Origin of the sequence: Vibrio sp. ED004 (genome assembly GCF_023206395.1) — a bacterium.
Lineage (GTDB): Bacteria > Pseudomonadota > Gammaproteobacteria > Enterobacterales > Vibrionaceae > Vibrio.
Map to the genome: position 1 here is coordinate 822,296 of NZ_CP066149.1, position 16,619 is coordinate 838,914.

Here is a 16,619-nt window from a genome sequence, read left to right on the forward strand (position 1 = left end):
TTCAACTCATAACAATGAAATAAAATCACCCAAAGGAAGAATAATGACTATCACTATGTTTGGTATCCCAAATTGCGACACCATCAAAAAAGCAAAGAAATGGCTCGAAGCTGAAGGTATCGAGTTCGAATTTCACGATTATCGCAAACAAGGCATCACTGAAGAGTTAGTAACAAGCTTCTGTTCAGAGCTTGGTTGGGAGCTTGTGCTAAACAAACGTGGTACGACTTATCGCCAACTTTCTCAAGAGCAAAAAGACACATTAACGGAAGAAAAAGCCGTCGCGCTGCTAGTTGAACAACCAGCAATGATTAAGCGCCCTATATTGAAAGTCGATGGCAAGCTTCATATTGGCTTCAAAGCTGAACAATACGCTGATATTTTTGCGTAATCAGCGGTATTAGAACAGATAACAAAGCGTTGAACTTCCCCTGTTCAACGCCTGAAATTAATGACTAGACGTTTTATTTAAACAAGGAATTCAAGGATGACAGATAGCCCAACTTTGGCTCTGGCAAAAGACCTCATTAGCCGTCAATCGGTAACACCTGAAGATGCAGGCTGCCAAGAGCTGATGGTTAATCGCTTAAAAGCGCTCGGTTTTGAAATCGAAGTGATGGTATTTGAAGATACGACGAACTTTTGGGCTCGTCGTGGTACCGAAGCGCCTCTGTTTGCCTTTGCTGGCCACACTGATGTTGTTCCTGCTGGCCCGATTGATCAGTGGAACACTAAACCATTCGAACCGACTATCGTAGATGGTTTCCTACACGGCCGCGGTGCAGCAGATATGAAAGGCTCTCTGGCTTCAATGATTGTTGCAGTAGAACAGTTCATTGCTCAGCATCCAGACCACACAGGTTCAATCGGTTTCCTTATCACATCGGATGAAGAAGGCCCGTTCATCAACGGTACCGTGCGTGTTGTTGAAGCTCTGATGGCACGCGGTGAGAACATCGACATGTGTATTGTTGGTGAACCATCAAGCACTGAGTTCGTAGGCGATGTTGTGAAGAACGGCCGTCGTGGCTCTATCACAGGCGATCTAACGATTAAAGGTACACAAGGTCATGTTGCCTACCCTCACCTAGCAAACAACCCAGTACACAACTCTCTGCTTGCTATTAATGAGCTTGCAACAACTGAGTGGGATAAAGGTAATGATTACTTCCCGCCAACGAGCTTCCAGATTCCAAATGTAAGTGCGGGTACAGGTGCGTCAAACGTGATCCCTGGTGAGTTTAATGTTCAGTTTAACCTGCGCTTTAGTACCGAGTTAAGCAACGACATCATCGTTGAGCGCATCACAACAACACTCGACAAGTATGATTTCGAATACGACCTTAAGTGGACATTCAATGGCGACCCGTTCTTAACAGACGCAGGTTCACTGCTTGATGCTATTGTTGATGCGGTGGGTCACGTCAATGATGTGAAACCAGCTCTGCTAACGACTGGCGGTACGTCTGATGGTCGCTTTATTGCGCGTATGGGCGGACAAGTAGTTGAACTAGGCCCTGTGAATGCAACGATTCACAAGGTTAACGAATGCGTGAAAGTGGCTGATTTAGAAAAGCTAACTGACATGTACGAAAGAACATTAGTGAACCTGTTCGCTAAATAGTCTTTCATCAGCGATTCATAGCATCTAATTATTGAGAGACTCGTTATGACACCAGAGCAGCTTACCGGACAATCAGATTCTCATTTAGAGCCGAGCCTGATCGGTACCAAGACCTTCTTGGTCCACAGTGAGGTTAAGAATGACCTGAATAATTTGATTGAAGCTGCTCAACTCGCAGGTTTTAAAATGGAGATTGCCAGTGGCTTTCGCGACTATGAAAGGCAATCTCTGATTTGGAACCGTAAATTTTCTGGCGAAGCTCCGATATTAGATTCAGAAAGCCAACCTCTTGATGCTTCAAAACTGACTGAACAGCAAAAGTTATCGGCTATCCTGAGATGGTCTGCGCTTCCCGGTGCGAGTCGTCACCATTGGGGTTGTGACTTCGATGTTTTTGCTCGTAACCACTTACCTGAAGGCACACAGCTGCAATTAGAACCTTGGGAATACCTTACTGGCCACCAGCAAGCGTTTTACCAATGGCTATCGGCTCATGCTGCGCAATTTGGGTTCTTCTTTCCTTACAGCCAAGATTTGGGTGGCGTAGCGATAGAACCTTGGCATATTAGCCATCGTAACGTTTCAGAGTCGTGTTTATCACAGTTATCTCCCACTTTACTTGGCAAGCAACTCCAATCTAAGCCAATATTAGGGTATGAGATTATTATGGAGCAGCTAGACGAGATCTATGCGCGCTTCGTAGCGAATATCAGTCATTAGGAGCGCTTATGTTAGAGTGGCTTACAAACCCCTGGGTTATCATCATCATCGTGGTTAGCGTTGTGGTGGGTAACATCGCAGCTCTTAAACAGACCGCCAATATGGATCTGACTGGTCGTGGCAAAACAGAGCGAGACTTAGATAAGCTCAATCGCTTGGATAAGCAGAATCAAGAGAAAGCTCAGAAAGAAGAGTCCAAAAAGAACAAAGACGCTTAGCCTTTTTGCTTTGGAAATCCTGACTGGTTGTTCAACAGACTGCTGAAAACGAATACAAAAAAAGAGGACACAGTGTGTCCTCTTTTTTATTGGCTTTAGCTAATCACAGAGCTGATTTTACTCAGCTCTGAAATGGCTTAATTGCGACTACTCAGCTTTCGCTTCTTTGTCATCTTTGGTTTGGTCAGCGATATGCGCGAGTACCGGAACCATTGACTTAAGTAGCTCTTCTTCTACTGGTTTACCTGATGCATCCGTTACGTTAATCGACGTACGGTTGCCAAGGTCACCAAATAGGAAGTTGTAAGTGCCTGGCGCTAAGTCGATAGGCTGTAGGCCAATTTCTTCCCAGAATTCATCATCTGGCGCGGCGTACTTAGCTTTCACTGTACCTTGAGACTGGTTGCGCTCTTCAAGCTCAAAGCCCATAGCTGGCAACAAGCTTGGCAGACGCTGCCAAAATACATTGTATGGAGTACGAGCAATAATCACAGGGAAACCACTACGGTCAGCACCCATTGAGATCGGAATACGCTTAACCAACTCTTGCGCTTTCAGCGCCGCTTCAGCACGAAGGTTTTCATCGTACTTAGCCATTACTAGGTTGGTTAGGAACGCGTTGTAACGCTCTTTATTGGTTGCCGTTACTGGCTTCTCTGCAGAGCCTTCACGCCAATCAATCAGGTTAATCTTGAAGCCATGGCGGTTGTTTGCTTGGAAGCGAGAGATAGAGTAGCGGCTGCCAATCTCTACATCTTCATCTTCAGAAACCCAAGTTACCCAATCAGTCTCAATCTCATTCTCTGATTGCTCACGAATGCCGATGCCACGCTGAGTTAACATGTCTACAGCGGTTTGCCATACACGGTCTGCCTCTTCAGCGCGAAGAAGCCATAGTGTCACTTCACCATTTTGACGCTCAGCACGAGCTCCTGGGATCAGCTCAAGCACTTGTTGTGGTGGACGAATATCCACTTCACGACCTGTACCACCACTGAATTCACCGCTTGGGATGTCAAAGTTTGGGTAGAACTGAGGCTGAGCATCTTCAGGCAGCTGCCATTGTGAAAACTCAGGTGTTTCTAAGTATTCGAAATCATCTTTGGCTTGGCGACGTTGAGTCGGGCTGCCAGAACATGCTGTAAGAACGAAAACAGCCAGTGACCCAATCACTAGCTGGTGAGAATACTTCATTTATACTCCTAAATGCCGAAGGTTCGCTTCGGCATCACTTCATACGTTTTAGTAAATGCACGCTTCAGTCATTGCTTGAGCAACAACAGGTTGAGCTGGTTCTGACAGTTCAGTCAGCGGTAGACGTAAGCCACCTTCAGCAATCAGACCCATTTTATGAACCGCCCATTTTACGGGAATAGGGTTAGACTCAACGAACAAATTCTTATGTAGAGGCATCAAACGCTCATTGATCGCTTCTGCTTCTTCAAACTTACCTTCTTTCGCTAGTTTGAACATGGTTGCCATATCAGCGGCTGCAACGTTGTTAGTTACAGAGATCACGCCATCGCCACCACGCTTAACAAATTCTAGACCTGTTAAGTCATCACCACTTAGTAAGATAAAGTCTTCGCCACAAAGTTCACGATGAATTGCAATTCTATCGAGATCACCCGTCGCATCTTTAAGTGCAACGATGTTTTCGATCTCAGCAAGGCGAGCAACCGTCTCTGGTAACAAGTCTACAGCAGTACGACCCGGTACATTGTATAGGATTTGAGGAACGTCACTTACTTCAGCAATTGCTTTGTAGTGTTGGTACAAACCTTCTTGAGTCGGTTTGTTGTAGTAAGGCGTTACGCTCAGGCAACCAGCAATGCCAGAACCATTTAATAAACGGCTGAATAGCACAGACTCGTGAGTTGCGTTTGCACCCGTACCAGCGATAACAGGAATACGACCATCAGCAAATTCAACGATCTTATTGACGACTTTGACATGCTCTTCAATTGTGAGTGTTGAAGACTCACCTGTTGTGCCAACCGCAACCAGACCATCACTACCTGCAGCAACATGGTGATCAACCAACTTTTTAAGGCTGTCGAAATCCACTTCGCCATCTGCGTTAAATGGCGTAACTAGCGCAACGATACTTCCTGAAAACATGTCTATCTCCCTTAATTTATTCTTTTTGCATGTTACTGTAAGCCAATCAATAAACACAAGACATTAAAGTGGCTTAGCGGCAACATCTGCAGTAAATATTGTCGTATGTTTGAGGTAAAACGACTTCTAACGGCGTTATACCTGAAATTTGGGTAACCTGCGCTCAATCTAGCGGATAGCGCATCACTGGATGTCAGTAACAAGTAAGCTGTCGCCTCACTTTGTCATCTCAGTTTTTAACGCCCTCAATATTCCTATCATTTGTTACCAATTAGACGCAAGGTGCCTCATAAAAAGCCCCGCCCATACGCTTATTCCTCAGGCTAACTGTGCTAACATGCAAGCATCAATGGAATATATAGAGACGTGATTTTATGACTCAACATCTAGTAATCACAGCTGTGGGCACTGATCGCCCAGGTGTATGCAACCAAGTGGTTCATTTAGTCACCCAATCAGGCTGTAACATTATTGATAGCCGTATCGCTCTGTTTGGCGAAGAATTTACGCTTATCATGCTACTGTCTGGAAAGGCAAATAACATTACCCGCGTTGAAACCACCCTGCCCTTGCTTGGCCAAGAGCACGACTTGATTACGATTATGAAGCGAACCTCGCCTCATGATGTTATTGAGAACTCCTACACGCTAGAAGTTTTCGTTGAGTCAGACGACAAACTCGGCCTAACCGAGCAGTTCACTCAGTTCTTCGCAGACCGAAACATCGGCCTCGATTCGCTTAGCGCGCAAACCATCAATAAGTCCAAGGTTCAGCTCGATAACGACCAATTCCATATCTCTATTACCGCTTCTGTACAATCAGAATGTAATTTGATGCAGCTACAAGAAGAATTCAATTCGCTGTGTCAGAGCCTATCAGTCCAAGGCTCGCTCAACTTTATCAAAAACAGTCTTTAAAAAGGAAATGTCATGAATACGCTAACGGCTGGTGTTCCAGCACCTGCTTTTTCTCTTCCAGATCAAGATGGCAATATCGTATCTCTTGGTGACTTCAAAGGTAAAAAAGTACTTTTCTACTTCTACCCAAAAGCAATGACTCCAGGTTGTATTGTGCAAGCGGAAGGCCTGCGTGATATCAAAGCACAGCTTGATGACCTGAATGTGGTTGTTTTAGGTGTGAGTGTTGACCCAGTAAAACGCCTACCAAACTTCGTTGCGAAGAAATCTCTTAACTTCACACTGCTGTCTGACGAAGACCACAGCGTTGCTGAGCAGTTTGGCGTTTGGGGCGAAAAGAAATTTACCCTTAGAAAAAAACAATGACAAAAAACCTTGATATATTTTTATGACAAATCTATCTTTGATATGAGAGTTGCATATCGAGGATTGTTTTGTGATAGAAACGTATGAAGAAAAGTGTTCTGATATTTATGATGACTTCCAACTTCTTTCTATCGAAGTTGATACACTAGCAAAGCTCAAGATTACTACAAATACCGATACTGAATCAGGAGAAGTCACATACTCTCCCTACTTCTCACCTTCCAGCCTAAAATCACGCACAAAGAAAACCGATATCATCGTTGCTCCTGACGGTAGAGTGGTTTATCCACAGTCTCTTTATCTAGTATGTAAATTGCGTGGTGAAGCTGCTGTAAAAGACACAGGTTCCATCGCAAAGGGTTTGCTAGCTTTCACTCGTTATTTGGATTCGACTCACCACTCTCAAGTTGATGAAGATGGTCATGAAATACCATGTGAATACCTAACGTATAAAACCCTATCGAAGTATGAAGAAGAAGGTGCTCCCTGGCAATTTGCTGAGTTCCTGCTTGCTAACTGCAATGATATTGAAGGGGCCAATGGCAGCGAGGCTTTTAGCTTATCTACCGCTCGCACCTATATGGGTGTGGTAATTGGATTCTATAAGTGGATGCAGAAATACGGCTACATCAAAAATAACGATGAGAATATCGTTACCCACTACACGTCAGAAACAGTGCATCAAGAGTTAAACCAACACGATATGCTGGCTCACACAAAATCTGGCTCTCAGCGTACTTATGAAACGTCCAATATCATGAGGATGTTCCCTAAAAAACAAAATACGCCTGCTCACAAAAAGCTCAAGCCCATGCATCCCGAGCACAAAGTCTTATTTAATGAACATATAACGTCACTCCCAAAGACGACAAAACTCATCTTTCACCTATGTGTCGAAGCAGGACTTAGAATAGATGAAGCCATTCACTTCCCAGCTCACGATATCGGAAACGCTGACTACAGTGACTTGGAAGCTGTACCAGTTGCAATTACTCACACCAAAGGCAGTAAGGCGCGTACCGTAGAAATCCCCATCGAGCTGTACGAAGAGCTAGAGATACACAAAGAAAGCCATGCGCAACTTAAAAACCTAAACAAGCGCAATGAGCTTATTCTGGCAAGCAGCGAAATGGATACCGTTGAGTACCTATTTCTCTCAAACAAAGGTGCGCCTTACTCAGCCAATACATTAGAAACGCACTTTTCAAACCTTAGAAAACAGATTCGCGAAGTGGACACATCTTGGTATTACCGAATCCATGATTTGCGTTCTACCTTTGCAACTCACTGGCTTTGGGAGGAATCAAAAGAGCGAAATGTTAGCTATGACTACCTTATGGGTGACTTAGCGGAATTGATGGGACACGCGAGTACATCGACCACTGAAAAGTACATTCAGTACATGAATAAGCTAGACGACCAAATCAACACGGCTAAAGCCAAAAACCGCAAAATAAACGGAGGTTGGTCGTAATGGCGAAAAGTAAAATCGCAAAACAGTCCAAAGCCGTCAAGCATCTACGAAACAATCAAAATGTTATTCCTTTGAATCTTGAGATTCCTTATAAAGATGCAAAATCAACTCAAGTACAGCAGTTCGATGTTTCTCATCTATTGCATTTAGGGGGGAACAAAGAAAACGAAAAGATAAACAATCGAGCTGTATTTATCCGATCTTTTTGCAAAAAAGCTCATAAATATGTCAGCAATGGCAAGTCTGCACGAAGCGTCACAGGTCACTATGAGAACTTACGCGCTTATCTTGCTTTTTGTGATGGACTGAATGTTGGCCCATTCTCCGAAAGTGGCTATTTGAAGTATGCAGGCAACGATGGCGAGTTAAGGCATCGTATTAAAGTTTTTACCCCTTCAAAACGGCTATGGGAATACAATCATGGCGATGAGTTAGGCATTAAAGAATCGTCTGCTAGTAAAGTGCTTTCACACCTTCGTACTGCGCTTGAATGGTGCGGCTTACCTATTTCCGACTGGGCTAGGCAGCACCGAGGGTTTTCTGGGGAAAACACGCCGCATAAAGGATACTCTGATGAAGAAGAAAAGCTTCTGGTCACACGATTAGAGGCATTATTTTTCACTCTCGCGCCGCAGCTTATTGCTGCTAAAGAAAGTAATACCCCTTTACCAGAAACACTGCCTCTTATCATTAGACTTGGTTTGCATGAGGAAACGGTTCACATCCCCACATCATTGGAAACGCGAGTTACAGGCCAAAGCAAAAATGGCACCGCTGTTAATGCTGGCGCGGCCTTTAACCTTACGATGGGTGCCGCCTATCATTTAATGTGCTTTTTTACCTCACTGAACGACAGCAACATTCGAAACATTGCCCACCCAATTCATGTTCATACCGAAGAGCGAGATAAAAGCCTACAAATAGTCAAGGTCTCAAGCTATAAGCCTCGCTCAAGCAGCGAAGTCGATGCCCTGCTCGTGGGTAAGTCATTTGACGTTGATAAGCGCGATGGCGTGAAGTTTATAAAGCTACTAGAACGATTATCCAAACTCTACGGCAATGGTGAAGATGGCTCTGAGCTGCTTTTTACTCTCAATAATTACTCAGAAGTCAGTGATACCTTTCATTTGCCAGAGCTAAATAAAAATCTCGTTAACAAACTGCATCTGTTATCGCCTTATCGGGCGGGTAATCTACCTTGGTTTAAAGGGCTGTTTTACACCTACCGAAACCAACAAGTTATCACGTTAAAAAAGGTCGTGAATCATTTAGGTCGCACGGTTGTTCATAAAAAAGTGCAGGAAATTGCCATAGCTAGAGCAGGACAAGGAGCGAACAACAGCGCCTACTGCATTTTATCTTGTTACACAGACCTACCTCTTAAGGGAATTTTACTTCCGCTCACCTATTCCGAAATTGATAGCGATGGCAATGTTACCGTTTCTTTTAGCTATAGAAGTGGAGAAACAGGATACTTCAAAGCTCCTGCTTGTGATTTAACGCTTATTAAAGATATAGAGCAATATGCAAAAGAAAAAGCAGACAAACAGCCGAAGAAATACGAACGACTGCTTTTAGCAAGAACTTCCAGAAATGTTCCTTCTGATTGGGAAGGTATTAGCCCTATTTCGGCAAGCCAAATAAGCAATTGGTCTGTTGAACCCAACCATTACTACCTCTCTCTTCAATCAAGTCGCTGGCGAGAAATGAGCAGTAATCAAGCCTATGCGGAGGGAGGGATTCAAGCCGTTCAAAGTTTGCTCCAAAACAAGCGAGACACAATAGAGAGAAGTTACATAAACGGGCTTCCATCACGTAATAAAGTCATTCTTTCTCAAGGTATCGAAGTCATCGAAAACCTCTTTGATAATGACTTAGAGCAAGCAAAAGATGCTGTTGCTCAAAGGCGCGGTATTCCGATGCTGACGTACGAGGAAGGTGAGAAAAAGCGTAAAACCAATCCCAACGGAATAGCTTGTGATGGGAAGCAAGTCATGATTGATGGTAAGAATACACAACGTGAAACGAACTATGCGCTGGGCGTGGACTTACCTTGCGCCGAGTTTGATATGTGCCACAAGTGCCAATCTGCCAAAGCGGTAGATGACGTTGATGCTATTTATAAACTTATTTCATACATCGATGTTTTTAAGGAAGGACTTGATATGTTCCCTGATTCGAAAGGGGATGCTCTAGAAAAAATCGAAGCGTTTGAGTGTACGCTGGATGGGGCAAGTAGCGATGTATTCGATGAAGCCATGAAAAAATTCAATACCCAAGGTCGTCACCCAAGAGTGTCCATCGACCATGCAATTCTATCTATGTAGTTACGGAGGCTCACATGATAAAGCTCTCTGACCTAGAGCACCAAAACAAGCTTCTTAAAGCGCAGCAAAACGTTGGCGCTCATACTAATTACTTAATAGATGTATTAAAGCCAGCGCTTGAGCGCGGCGATTGGGATGAACTCGAAGCTCTTGATATAGGCTTTACGGTGACAGGGGATTCATTAGGTAAAATTGCCGATGATGAGGCTTGGAGAAATTTGCAGCCTCATATTGAACCGCAAGCAAAGAAGCTCCGCACCCTAGAATTTACTAACGATGGCAAAGTGATTGAGCGCAACCTAAAAAATGAGCTTAGAGCGCTCATCCTTAAAATGATGTGGCTGTCACCTCATGACCACTCCTTTGGCACTCTCTATGAAGCGCTAAATGATCTAAAAAAAGTCATCAACCCGCTTTTAAATGAGGGGTTTAATACGTTATCTGCATTGGACTTTGACCGACTCGAAACTTGGGTGCTAACGGACTTTACCGATATCGATTTTGAAAGAGCGTCAATATACAACGGGTTAAACCGCCTTTATAAAGAAGCTATAGGCTTACCCTTTGAAGTGAACCTAAATAAAAAACTTAACGCCTCGGATTTTGGTTTAACTCTTAAAGAAGCTGAGCAATTTACCGTCATTCCACAAAGGCTTTACTATCTGGGGCTTCAAAAGTCTGAAGAGGTGATAAATGAAGCTTACGCTCTTCGTCATGAACTAGAGCAACTGGCAGATTACATTACCACCTATTATGAAAAAGCCTATGTAGGTTATGCTAAGTATCTGGTCAGTGGTGACGCTAGACAAAAAAATGTGGTATTACATGGTACTTAGCCAAGCCGAATACAGAAGGCAAAAAGTGCACCATTGCTTTTCAACAAGCTTTCACAGCACTTCACTCTCCAAATGAAAAAGAGACACTGGCTCTCATACACCTTCATAAACCAGAGATAAAGAGCGATTACATTGATAAATTCCACAGCGAGCGAAAGCTGACGATTGGGCAGTGGTCAATCACCAATCTAAGAGAGGCTCTATCACTTTTTAAAAAGCTTAATGGTGGCTGCTTATGGGGATTAATGGCTCGTACAGGAATGAGAGGCGACGAAATGTATAGTCTGAACACCACTCAGGGCTGCACCGAAGATATCATTGACCGCCAGAGTATATACGTTATTCATGCCAACCTTTCAAAGACAGCCAAAGGCTCTCAATCAATACAAGATGAGTTTGTTACGACCGAGATTGGTATGAAAGCTTATGAAGTCCTTCAAGCGCTGCACACGCCACTTAGAAAAAGGCACCCTAGCTCACAATCCTTCTTCCATAAAATAAAAGAGGATTTCAGTGAAATAAAGAAACAATCAATAGGAAAGCACTCTGTAGCTTGGTTCAACGATGCTATGGGTGACGAGCTTGCGCTGACCAATGAAGACCTTATTGACCTAAAAGTATCTGACCCCAATTTATCGTTTGAATTGGGCAGGAATCATGAGTTTACTCCACACCAAGCTCGCCGCTCTTTTGCTTATTTTTTAATTGGTTACGAGCTTTGTAACTTCCCGCAACTCAAACAACAGTTCAGTCATGTGTCTATGGCAATGACGCGACACTACGCTAAAAATGCCAGTAAATTTCAAAAAATCAGGCTCAAGAAAAAGACACTTGCGAACGAAATTGATGAAGAGCGAATCAACCAAAAAGCCCGTGTCTATTTAAGTGTCTATGAGAAATTGGCAAACAAGGAAAGAGTTGCAGGCGGTAAAGGCAAAGAGTTTGCTAAAAGCATGACCAAAACAGACCGTAACTTATTCACAGACAAGGTGGATAATGACATGCTTTCTCTTAATTTCTGGAAAAAGCAAATTCGAAATAAAAAACGACACCTTCACGCAGTTGCACCTGGGATATATTGCACTTCGACCACTTGTGGTTTAAGAACGCTTGTTAACCTCATTGAGTGCGTCGATTGCAAGAATGACTACATCGTGGATGCCGTATTTGCTGAAGCAAAGCGTAAAGAAGCTGAAATTCACATGCTTTACGATATTGAAAATAATGAACTCACCCCTCAAACTGCCTCTGAATCTTACATTAAAATTCAAGCGGCAGAACGTATTATGGGTGATTTAGGTATCGACTATGAGCCTGTCGTTTTTCCTAATGAAGTTAGGGATTTACTCATCCCATTTGGAGTTGTTTCATAATGTCGCAGACAACAAAAAAGAAGCTAGTTGACGCGTTAGAAAGGCTGCTAAGCGGTGATGTAGCAAAGTTAACATCGAGAGAGCTGCGTAATAAAGCGCGAAAAGGCAAACTCAAAATCAACAACAGTAGCGTTGAAAAAGAAGCTGGGCTTTCTGCTGGCGCACTCAGAAGGCACAGCGATGTCGTTCTGATGATAAAGAACAAATCATTAGAGGTACAAGTTGCTCAAGATGAGAATACAGACTCCCCTATTGAAGTGCTTCAAAAGGAAATAAAGGCGCTGAAAGGTGAACGAACGCAAGCCAATAAGAAGAAAAAAGAGTATTACGATGAGGCTCAAAGCCATAAGGAGGCGTTGGCTACTCAAGCAGCCATTCATGTAAAAGTAGTACAAGAGCTTATGGATATGCTGCATGAGAGCCAGCGAGAAAAAGCTATGGATAAAATCGTCTCGGCTCGTTTAGACAATGTGGTTGCACATCCATTTAGAAAACCAAAGTAGTGTTTAGCACTGCCACCCAACCTTGTCCTGTTTGGAGTAATCACTAGACAGGACACTGGTTTTTCGATAAAAGTGTATACTCTAACGTAACAAAAATGCTCTAAAAAGGACGTGGTGAAATACACCACGCCAAATACCACTAAGTTGAGAAAGTAAGGACAAAACCAATGACAATCGAAGTCGGACAAACTGCACCAGATTTCACTCTAAATGACCAAGACAATAACCCAGTTACGCTCTCGGAGCTTCAAGGAAAGAAGGTGCTACTCTACTTCTATCCACGCGCTTCAACTCCTGGCTGTACCGTTCAGGCTCAAGGGTTGCGTGACACTAAAGCTGAGCTAGATGCCCACAACGTTGTTGTGCTTGGTTTAAGCCCAGACACCCCGAAAAAACTGACCAACTTTATCAACAAGCAAGAGCTAAACTTCACGCTACTAGCCGATGAAGAACATGAAGTGTGTGAGAAGTACGGTGTTTGGCAGCTCAAGAAGTTCATGGGTCGTGAAAACATGGGCGTTGTAAGAACAAGCTTCCTGATTGATGAGTCTGGCAACCTTGAGCATGTATTCAACAAGTTCAAAACCAAAGATCACCATGAAGTTGTACTGGACTACCTGAACAGCAAATAACCATTCATGTTCAATTAACTTGGCAACTTGGGGGCAGGCATGATTGGCTACATTCGAGTATCAGATTCACAAAGAGCCGATGGCGAATCACAGCGAGAAGCGATTAAGGCGTACGCTGCTAAACGTGGCATACAAATATCGGATTGGATCGAAGAGCATGTGTCTGCCACCAAAACAGAACTGCGTGAGCGAAAGTTATCTTCCCTTATCACCTCGCAACAAAGCATCATCGTATCGGATATCACTCGGCTGGGTCGCCACAAGGTGATGGAGTTGGTCGGCGCTATAGGCCAGATAGCCTCCTACGGTGAACTGCATTTGGCATACAGTGACACCATCATTAACTCAGAAAACGTTGATAATGCAGAAATCATTTTTACCGTTATTGGGCAGTCCTTTGCAAGCGCAGTAGAGGCTCAGAAACGCTCAGAGCGAGCTAAAGCAGGTCATGCAAAACGCAAGGCCAAAGGACTTCCATCTGGCCGCCAGAAAGGACAGAAGGTTAAATCGAAGCTTGATGAACATACAGCGTTCATATTGAATATGCTTGATTCTGACAAGTCAAAGGCTGAGATTTTAAGGAAGCTTAGTGACAAAGGGGTACAAGTATCTCGAAGTCGTTTCTACTCCTGGCTGGAAGACCGTGGCCTGTATAACAAGAAGGCAGAGTTTCAGGCAGACATGTTCACTGAGTAGCCGACTCAGTGCTGATTATCCCTTAATCATACTTGGCTAGCTCATTTATGCCCCATTTCGTTTTGCGGTTATGCTAAAACCCGTGGAATTTCCCCCATCTCTAACACACATACTCTATGTGTTTGGTTGACTATTTTTCTTCAAGTGTCATGATGAATCTTATTAGGACGACATGTTCCACATTTGTATTCATTATCTGAAATATTGGGCAATTAATCAGGCTATTACAGTCATCATGTCTATATTTAATCTCTGCAAAATGTGGACATTGTCCGTTGAAAAAGGACTGTTAGCAGTCTTTCGCCAAGTTTAGAATTAGGATGAATTTTGTATGAGCAATAAAGATTACTTTGGCAAAATAAAAACAGGAGGAAGCAACTCTTCAAAAGGGTTTGCTTACCAAGACCTGTGCGCGGCATTTTACTTGCTAAAGCATCTTAGTGTGAGCGGATTCAAATCTATCGGAATAGAAACAGATGATGATTTCTCATTGTTGTTTGACAATGGAAAAAAAATTAATGTCCAGGTTAAGTATGAAGAGCTCTCGATACCAATTGTTAATAAATACGCTTCTGAAAATCAAATTATTTTAGGGCCATCCAAAAACAAAAGCCTCTCAACACTCCTCTCTTATTTAAAGCAATATGAAAATAATCAATCCTCTCACGAGGATAAGCTTTCGAAGATATCAGTAACTGAGGATTTTAGAAATATTCTAAAACGGAATGGCATTGCACTAGAAAATGTCAGCAAAATTTCTAGCACATGGTGTGTCGACGTTCTCCCTGAAGATAAAATTAAAGATATAATCAAGCTGGAAATAATTGAATGGGGTATTGAGAAGTTACTTTTAATAGATGGTGACGAATGCTTAAAAGATTTGATATTCATTATATATGAAAGCCGCAGCGACAGGGGATATATAAGTAGGTCTGACATTACAAGTATTTTTGAGAAACACTCAAAAATACTGACATTCAAGGAAGATGAAGCTACATCGTTAAACTTTCTTGAAAATTTGGAATTAGATCAAGATGAAATTCTATTAAGCGTTAATTCAAAAGTTAGTAAGGCGGAAAGCTTACTCATTGATAACAATTATGAAGAAGCTTTAAGAGAATATGTAGAGTTATCTAAAGCCGTAAAATCCGAGAAGCTGTATGTAAAATGTGCTGGTATTTTACAGGTTTTAGGTAAGGTAGATGACGCTCTATTCTATTGTGATAACGCCTTAAAAATTAATCCTATCTACGCCATGGCTTTAGCAGTAAAGGGGACTTTAATTTCTGAGAAAGGAGATAATGATTTCGCTTTAGAGCTATTGAAAAGCGCCGAGTTCCAAGATAACACTGATCCTTTCATTATTTATAATGTCGGTGTTGCTTACCTAAAATTAAGAGAAGTTGATGAAGCGATACGTTACTTTGAGAAAACAATAGAACTGAATTCTAAGTTAAGTTCTCCGCATCTAAACCTTGGTGTTTGCTATTTCAACCAAGGAGTATTTTCCGAGGCGGCTAAACATATTGACCTAGCCTTGCTTTTAGAGCCTGGACTTCCAGAAGCATTGTCTCAAAAGGGTGAAATAAAACGATTTTATGGGAAGTTGGATGAGGCAACCAAGCTATTTGAAAGGTGCTTGCTTAATACTCCGGATAATCTCGTAGCCAAATTAGGCTTAGCTTTATGCCTGATAGAAAAAGGCGACCCACTGGGGTTTGGGCTTTTGGTATTAAATTATCAGAAGGAACTATCTAGACTTGACGTAAACAAGTCTTTAGGGATTATTGATATCGGTTGGGAAAAATCGTTAGCAATTTCAATAGAAAATATAAACGGGTCTTCATACTTGGTAAATTATGATGGTCTTGAAGTCTATGTTCCCAAGCCAAATAAAGATCGAATTGCTATTGGTGTTATGAATACGCAAGAAATCGAGCTTCCTCTGGTCATGAAATCTTATGCTGATCTAAATTCTTACAAAAATGCAGTTAATGCTATTAGGCTGAGTCAGCCTATAGATTTATTTGTTCCGGCGAGCGGCTTTGTCAAAGGGAGATCCGACCATTGTGAAATAAAGATTGATTTAGAGCACTATTCCATATACGGGAAAACGAATATTGGCGGTAACAAAGGGTATCATTCTTTCATTGATTGTTTTGATGGATGGTTCCTGTTAGTAATTACCCATGAGGAATCGAAACAGGAAGAAAGTTTTAATGTAGTAGGACTGGATTGTAGTTGAGCATATTCACTGTTAACAAGACCTTGAAACGGACAAATTGCAGCTGGTTATGTTCGCTTCGCTCTCTATCTTAGCCAGCTACAATTTGCCGCTTAAGGTGGCGTTACTGAATTTCAGTCCTAAATCGAAAATGTCCAGAGTCTTCATAGACCTGAAGTTTTACTCATGGCACTTTTCTCAAAAAGTGCCAGTTAACTCAGATCTGCCCCATGGTGTTTTGAATAAGGTTCTACATTACGGCTAGTAGTCCATTATGCTATAAACTAATCTAATGTCATTTTCGAATCGAGAAACAGCTTATGAGCAAGAAAAAGCTATCAGAAAAAGAACTGCTTAAGGGTATTACACCTAAGACTGCCCACGCTGATGGGCTTGCTACAGTTTCATTAGATGAAGTGGGACTAGAACCCTCAGAAAGCGACTATAAAGCCGTTTTGAAAAGAATTGAATCCTTGTTTGATGTGGCTGAACCAGGCACACCCGAAGGTGATGAGCTTGAAAAGCTAGTGATTTGGGTTGAAGGGTATGAAGAAGATCACTTCCCATTTTAAACTAGCTAACCTTCAG

Annotated in this window: 14 protein-coding genes and 2 pseudogenes; 14 read left to right on the forward strand and 2 right to left on the reverse strand. The window is 42.5% G+C overall.

What is annotated here, in order from left to right; genetic code table 11:
- Positions 1 to 43 precede the first annotated feature (43 nt).
- From ITG10_RS03465 to ITG10_RS03480, 4 genes are all read left to right on the forward strand, one after another.
- Positions 44 to 391 carry an ArsC family reductase gene (locus ITG10_RS03465; protein ID WP_017632488.1) on the forward strand — a complete coding sequence of 116 codons (348 nt, stop codon included), beginning with the start codon at positions 44 to 46 and terminating at the stop codon, positions 389 to 391.
- 96 nt (positions 392 to 487) lie between these two features.
- Positions 488 to 1,624 (forward strand): succinyl-diaminopimelate desuccinylase, encoded by a 1,137-nt coding sequence (gene dapE, locus ITG10_RS03470; protein WP_017632489.1) that lies wholly within the window; start codon positions 488 to 490, stop codon positions 1,622 to 1,624.
- 45 nt (positions 1,625 to 1,669) lie between these two features.
- Positions 1,670 to 2,344: a M15 family metallopeptidase gene (locus ITG10_RS03475; protein WP_017632490.1), complete on the forward strand. Its 675-nt coding sequence runs from the start codon at positions 1,670 to 1,672 to the stop codon at positions 2,342 to 2,344.
- A gap of 8 nt (positions 2,345 to 2,352) precedes the next feature.
- Entirely contained in the window at positions 2,353 to 2,562 is a 210-nt protein-coding gene (locus ITG10_RS03480) for a DUF2897 family protein (protein ID WP_017632491.1), read from the forward strand.
- Positions 2,563 to 2,709: 147 nt separating this feature from the next.
- Here the strand turns inward: ITG10_RS03480 and bamC are convergent, their stop codons facing one another.
- The gene (gene bamC / locus ITG10_RS03485; RefSeq protein WP_017632492.1) at positions 2,710 to 3,756 is read right to left on the reverse strand and encodes an outer membrane protein assembly factor BamC; all 1,047 of its coding nucleotides are present in this window, start codon (positions 3,754 to 3,756) and stop codon (positions 2,710 to 2,712) included.
- Positions 3,757 to 3,804: 48 nt separating this feature from the next.
- The gene (gene dapA / locus ITG10_RS03490) at positions 3,805 to 4,683 is read right to left on the reverse strand and encodes a 4-hydroxy-tetrahydrodipicolinate synthase (RefSeq protein ID WP_017632493.1); all 879 of its coding nucleotides are present in this window, start codon (positions 4,681 to 4,683) and stop codon (positions 3,805 to 3,807) included.
- A 374-nt stretch (positions 4,684 to 5,057) separates the two neighbouring features.
- On the opposite strand from dapA, the gene ITG10_RS03495 reads away from it, so the two are divergent.
- From ITG10_RS03495 to ITG10_RS03540, 10 genes and pseudogenes are all read left to right on the forward strand, one after another.
- Positions 5,058 to 5,600, forward strand: a complete 543-nt coding sequence (locus ITG10_RS03495) for a glycine cleavage system protein R (protein WP_017632494.1) — start codon at positions 5,058 to 5,060, stop codon at positions 5,598 to 5,600.
- A gap of 12 nt (positions 5,601 to 5,612) precedes the next feature.
- A pseudogene (gene bcp / locus ITG10_RS03500) lies at positions 5,613 to 5,945 on the forward strand (thioredoxin-dependent thiol peroxidase); the annotation flags it as partial.
- Between the two features lie 91 nt (positions 5,946 to 6,036).
- Positions 6,037 to 7,440, forward strand: coding sequence for a site-specific integrase (locus ITG10_RS03505; RefSeq protein WP_017632496.1), 1,404 nt, complete (start codon positions 6,037 to 6,039; stop codon positions 7,438 to 7,440).
- Complete coding sequence (locus ITG10_RS03510; protein ID WP_248386702.1) at positions 7,440 to 9,767, forward strand: hypothetical protein; 2,328 nt, start codon at positions 7,440 to 7,442, stop codon at positions 9,765 to 9,767. Before ITG10_RS03505 ends, ITG10_RS03510 begins: the two co-directional genes overlap by 1 nt.
- A gap of 14 nt (positions 9,768 to 9,781) precedes the next feature.
- Positions 9,782 to 11,976: pseudogene (locus tag ITG10_RS03515) on the forward strand (site-specific integrase).
- Positions 11,976 to 12,479 (forward strand): bacterioferritin comigratory protein, encoded by a 504-nt coding sequence (locus ITG10_RS03520; RefSeq protein WP_248386703.1) that lies wholly within the window; start codon positions 11,976 to 11,978, stop codon positions 12,477 to 12,479. The pseudogene ITG10_RS03515 and the gene ITG10_RS03520 overlap by 1 nt, the downstream one beginning before the upstream one ends.
- A 167-nt stretch (positions 12,480 to 12,646) precedes the next feature.
- Complete coding sequence (bcp, locus tag ITG10_RS03525) at positions 12,647 to 13,111, forward strand: thioredoxin-dependent thiol peroxidase (RefSeq protein WP_136981472.1); 465 nt, start codon at positions 12,647 to 12,649, stop codon at positions 13,109 to 13,111.
- 39 nt (positions 13,112 to 13,150) lie between these two features.
- Positions 13,151 to 13,807 carry a recombinase family protein gene (locus ITG10_RS03530; protein WP_248386704.1) on the forward strand — a complete coding sequence of 219 codons (657 nt, stop codon included), beginning with the start codon at positions 13,151 to 13,153 and terminating at the stop codon, positions 13,805 to 13,807.
- A gap of 331 nt (positions 13,808 to 14,138) precedes the next feature.
- On the forward strand, positions 14,139 to 16,052 hold the full coding sequence (locus tag ITG10_RS03535) for a tetratricopeptide repeat protein (protein ID WP_248386705.1): 1,914 nt from the start codon (positions 14,139 to 14,141) through the stop codon (positions 16,050 to 16,052).
- A 299-nt stretch (positions 16,053 to 16,351) separates the two neighbouring features.
- Positions 16,352 to 16,603: a hypothetical protein gene (locus ITG10_RS03540; RefSeq protein ID WP_016769277.1), complete on the forward strand. Its 252-nt coding sequence runs from the start codon at positions 16,352 to 16,354 to the stop codon at positions 16,601 to 16,603.
- The last annotated feature ends 16 nt before the right edge of the window (positions 16,604 to 16,619 follow it).

What these genes read in the sequence shown, in the direction of transcription:
- ITG10_RS03520 (WP_248386703.1), top strand. Translation starts at nt 11,976, where the DNA reads ATGTCGCAGACAACAAAAAAGAAGCTAGTTGACGCGTTAGAAAGGCTG.
- ITG10_RS03495 (WP_017632494.1), top strand. Translation starts at nt 5,058, where the DNA reads ATGACTCAACATCTAGTAATCACAGCTGTGGGCACTGATCGCCCAGGT.
- bamC (WP_017632492.1), bottom strand. Translation starts at nt 3,756, where the DNA reads ATGAAGTATTCTCACCAGCTAGTGATTGGGTCACTGGCTGTTTTCGTT.
- ITG10_RS03475 (WP_017632490.1), top strand. Translation starts at nt 1,670, where the DNA reads ATGACACCAGAGCAGCTTACCGGACAATCAGATTCTCATTTAGAGCCG.
- dapE (WP_017632489.1), top strand. Translation starts at nt 488, where the DNA reads ATGACAGATAGCCCAACTTTGGCTCTGGCAAAAGACCTCATTAGCCGT.
- ITG10_RS03465 (WP_017632488.1), top strand. Translation starts at nt 44, where the DNA reads ATGACTATCACTATGTTTGGTATCCCAAATTGCGACACCATCAAAAAA.
- ITG10_RS03535 (WP_248386705.1), top strand. Translation starts at nt 14,139, where the DNA reads ATGAGCAATAAAGATTACTTTGGCAAAATAAAAACAGGAGGAAGCAAC.
- dapA (WP_017632493.1), bottom strand. Translation starts at nt 4,683, where the DNA reads ATGTTTTCAGGAAGTATCGTTGCGCTAGTTACGCCATTTAACGCAGAT.
- ITG10_RS03480 (WP_017632491.1), top strand. Translation starts at nt 2,353, where the DNA reads ATGTTAGAGTGGCTTACAAACCCCTGGGTTATCATCATCATCGTGGTT.
- ITG10_RS03540 (WP_016769277.1), top strand. Translation starts at nt 16,352, where the DNA reads ATGAGCAAGAAAAAGCTATCAGAAAAAGAACTGCTTAAGGGTATTACA.
- bcp (WP_136981472.1), top strand. Translation starts at nt 12,647, where the DNA reads ATGACAATCGAAGTCGGACAAACTGCACCAGATTTCACTCTAAATGAC.
- ITG10_RS03530 (WP_248386704.1), top strand. Translation starts at nt 13,151, where the DNA reads ATGATTGGCTACATTCGAGTATCAGATTCACAAAGAGCCGATGGCGAA.
- ITG10_RS03510 (WP_248386702.1), top strand. Translation starts at nt 7,440, where the DNA reads ATGGCGAAAAGTAAAATCGCAAAACAGTCCAAAGCCGTCAAGCATCTA.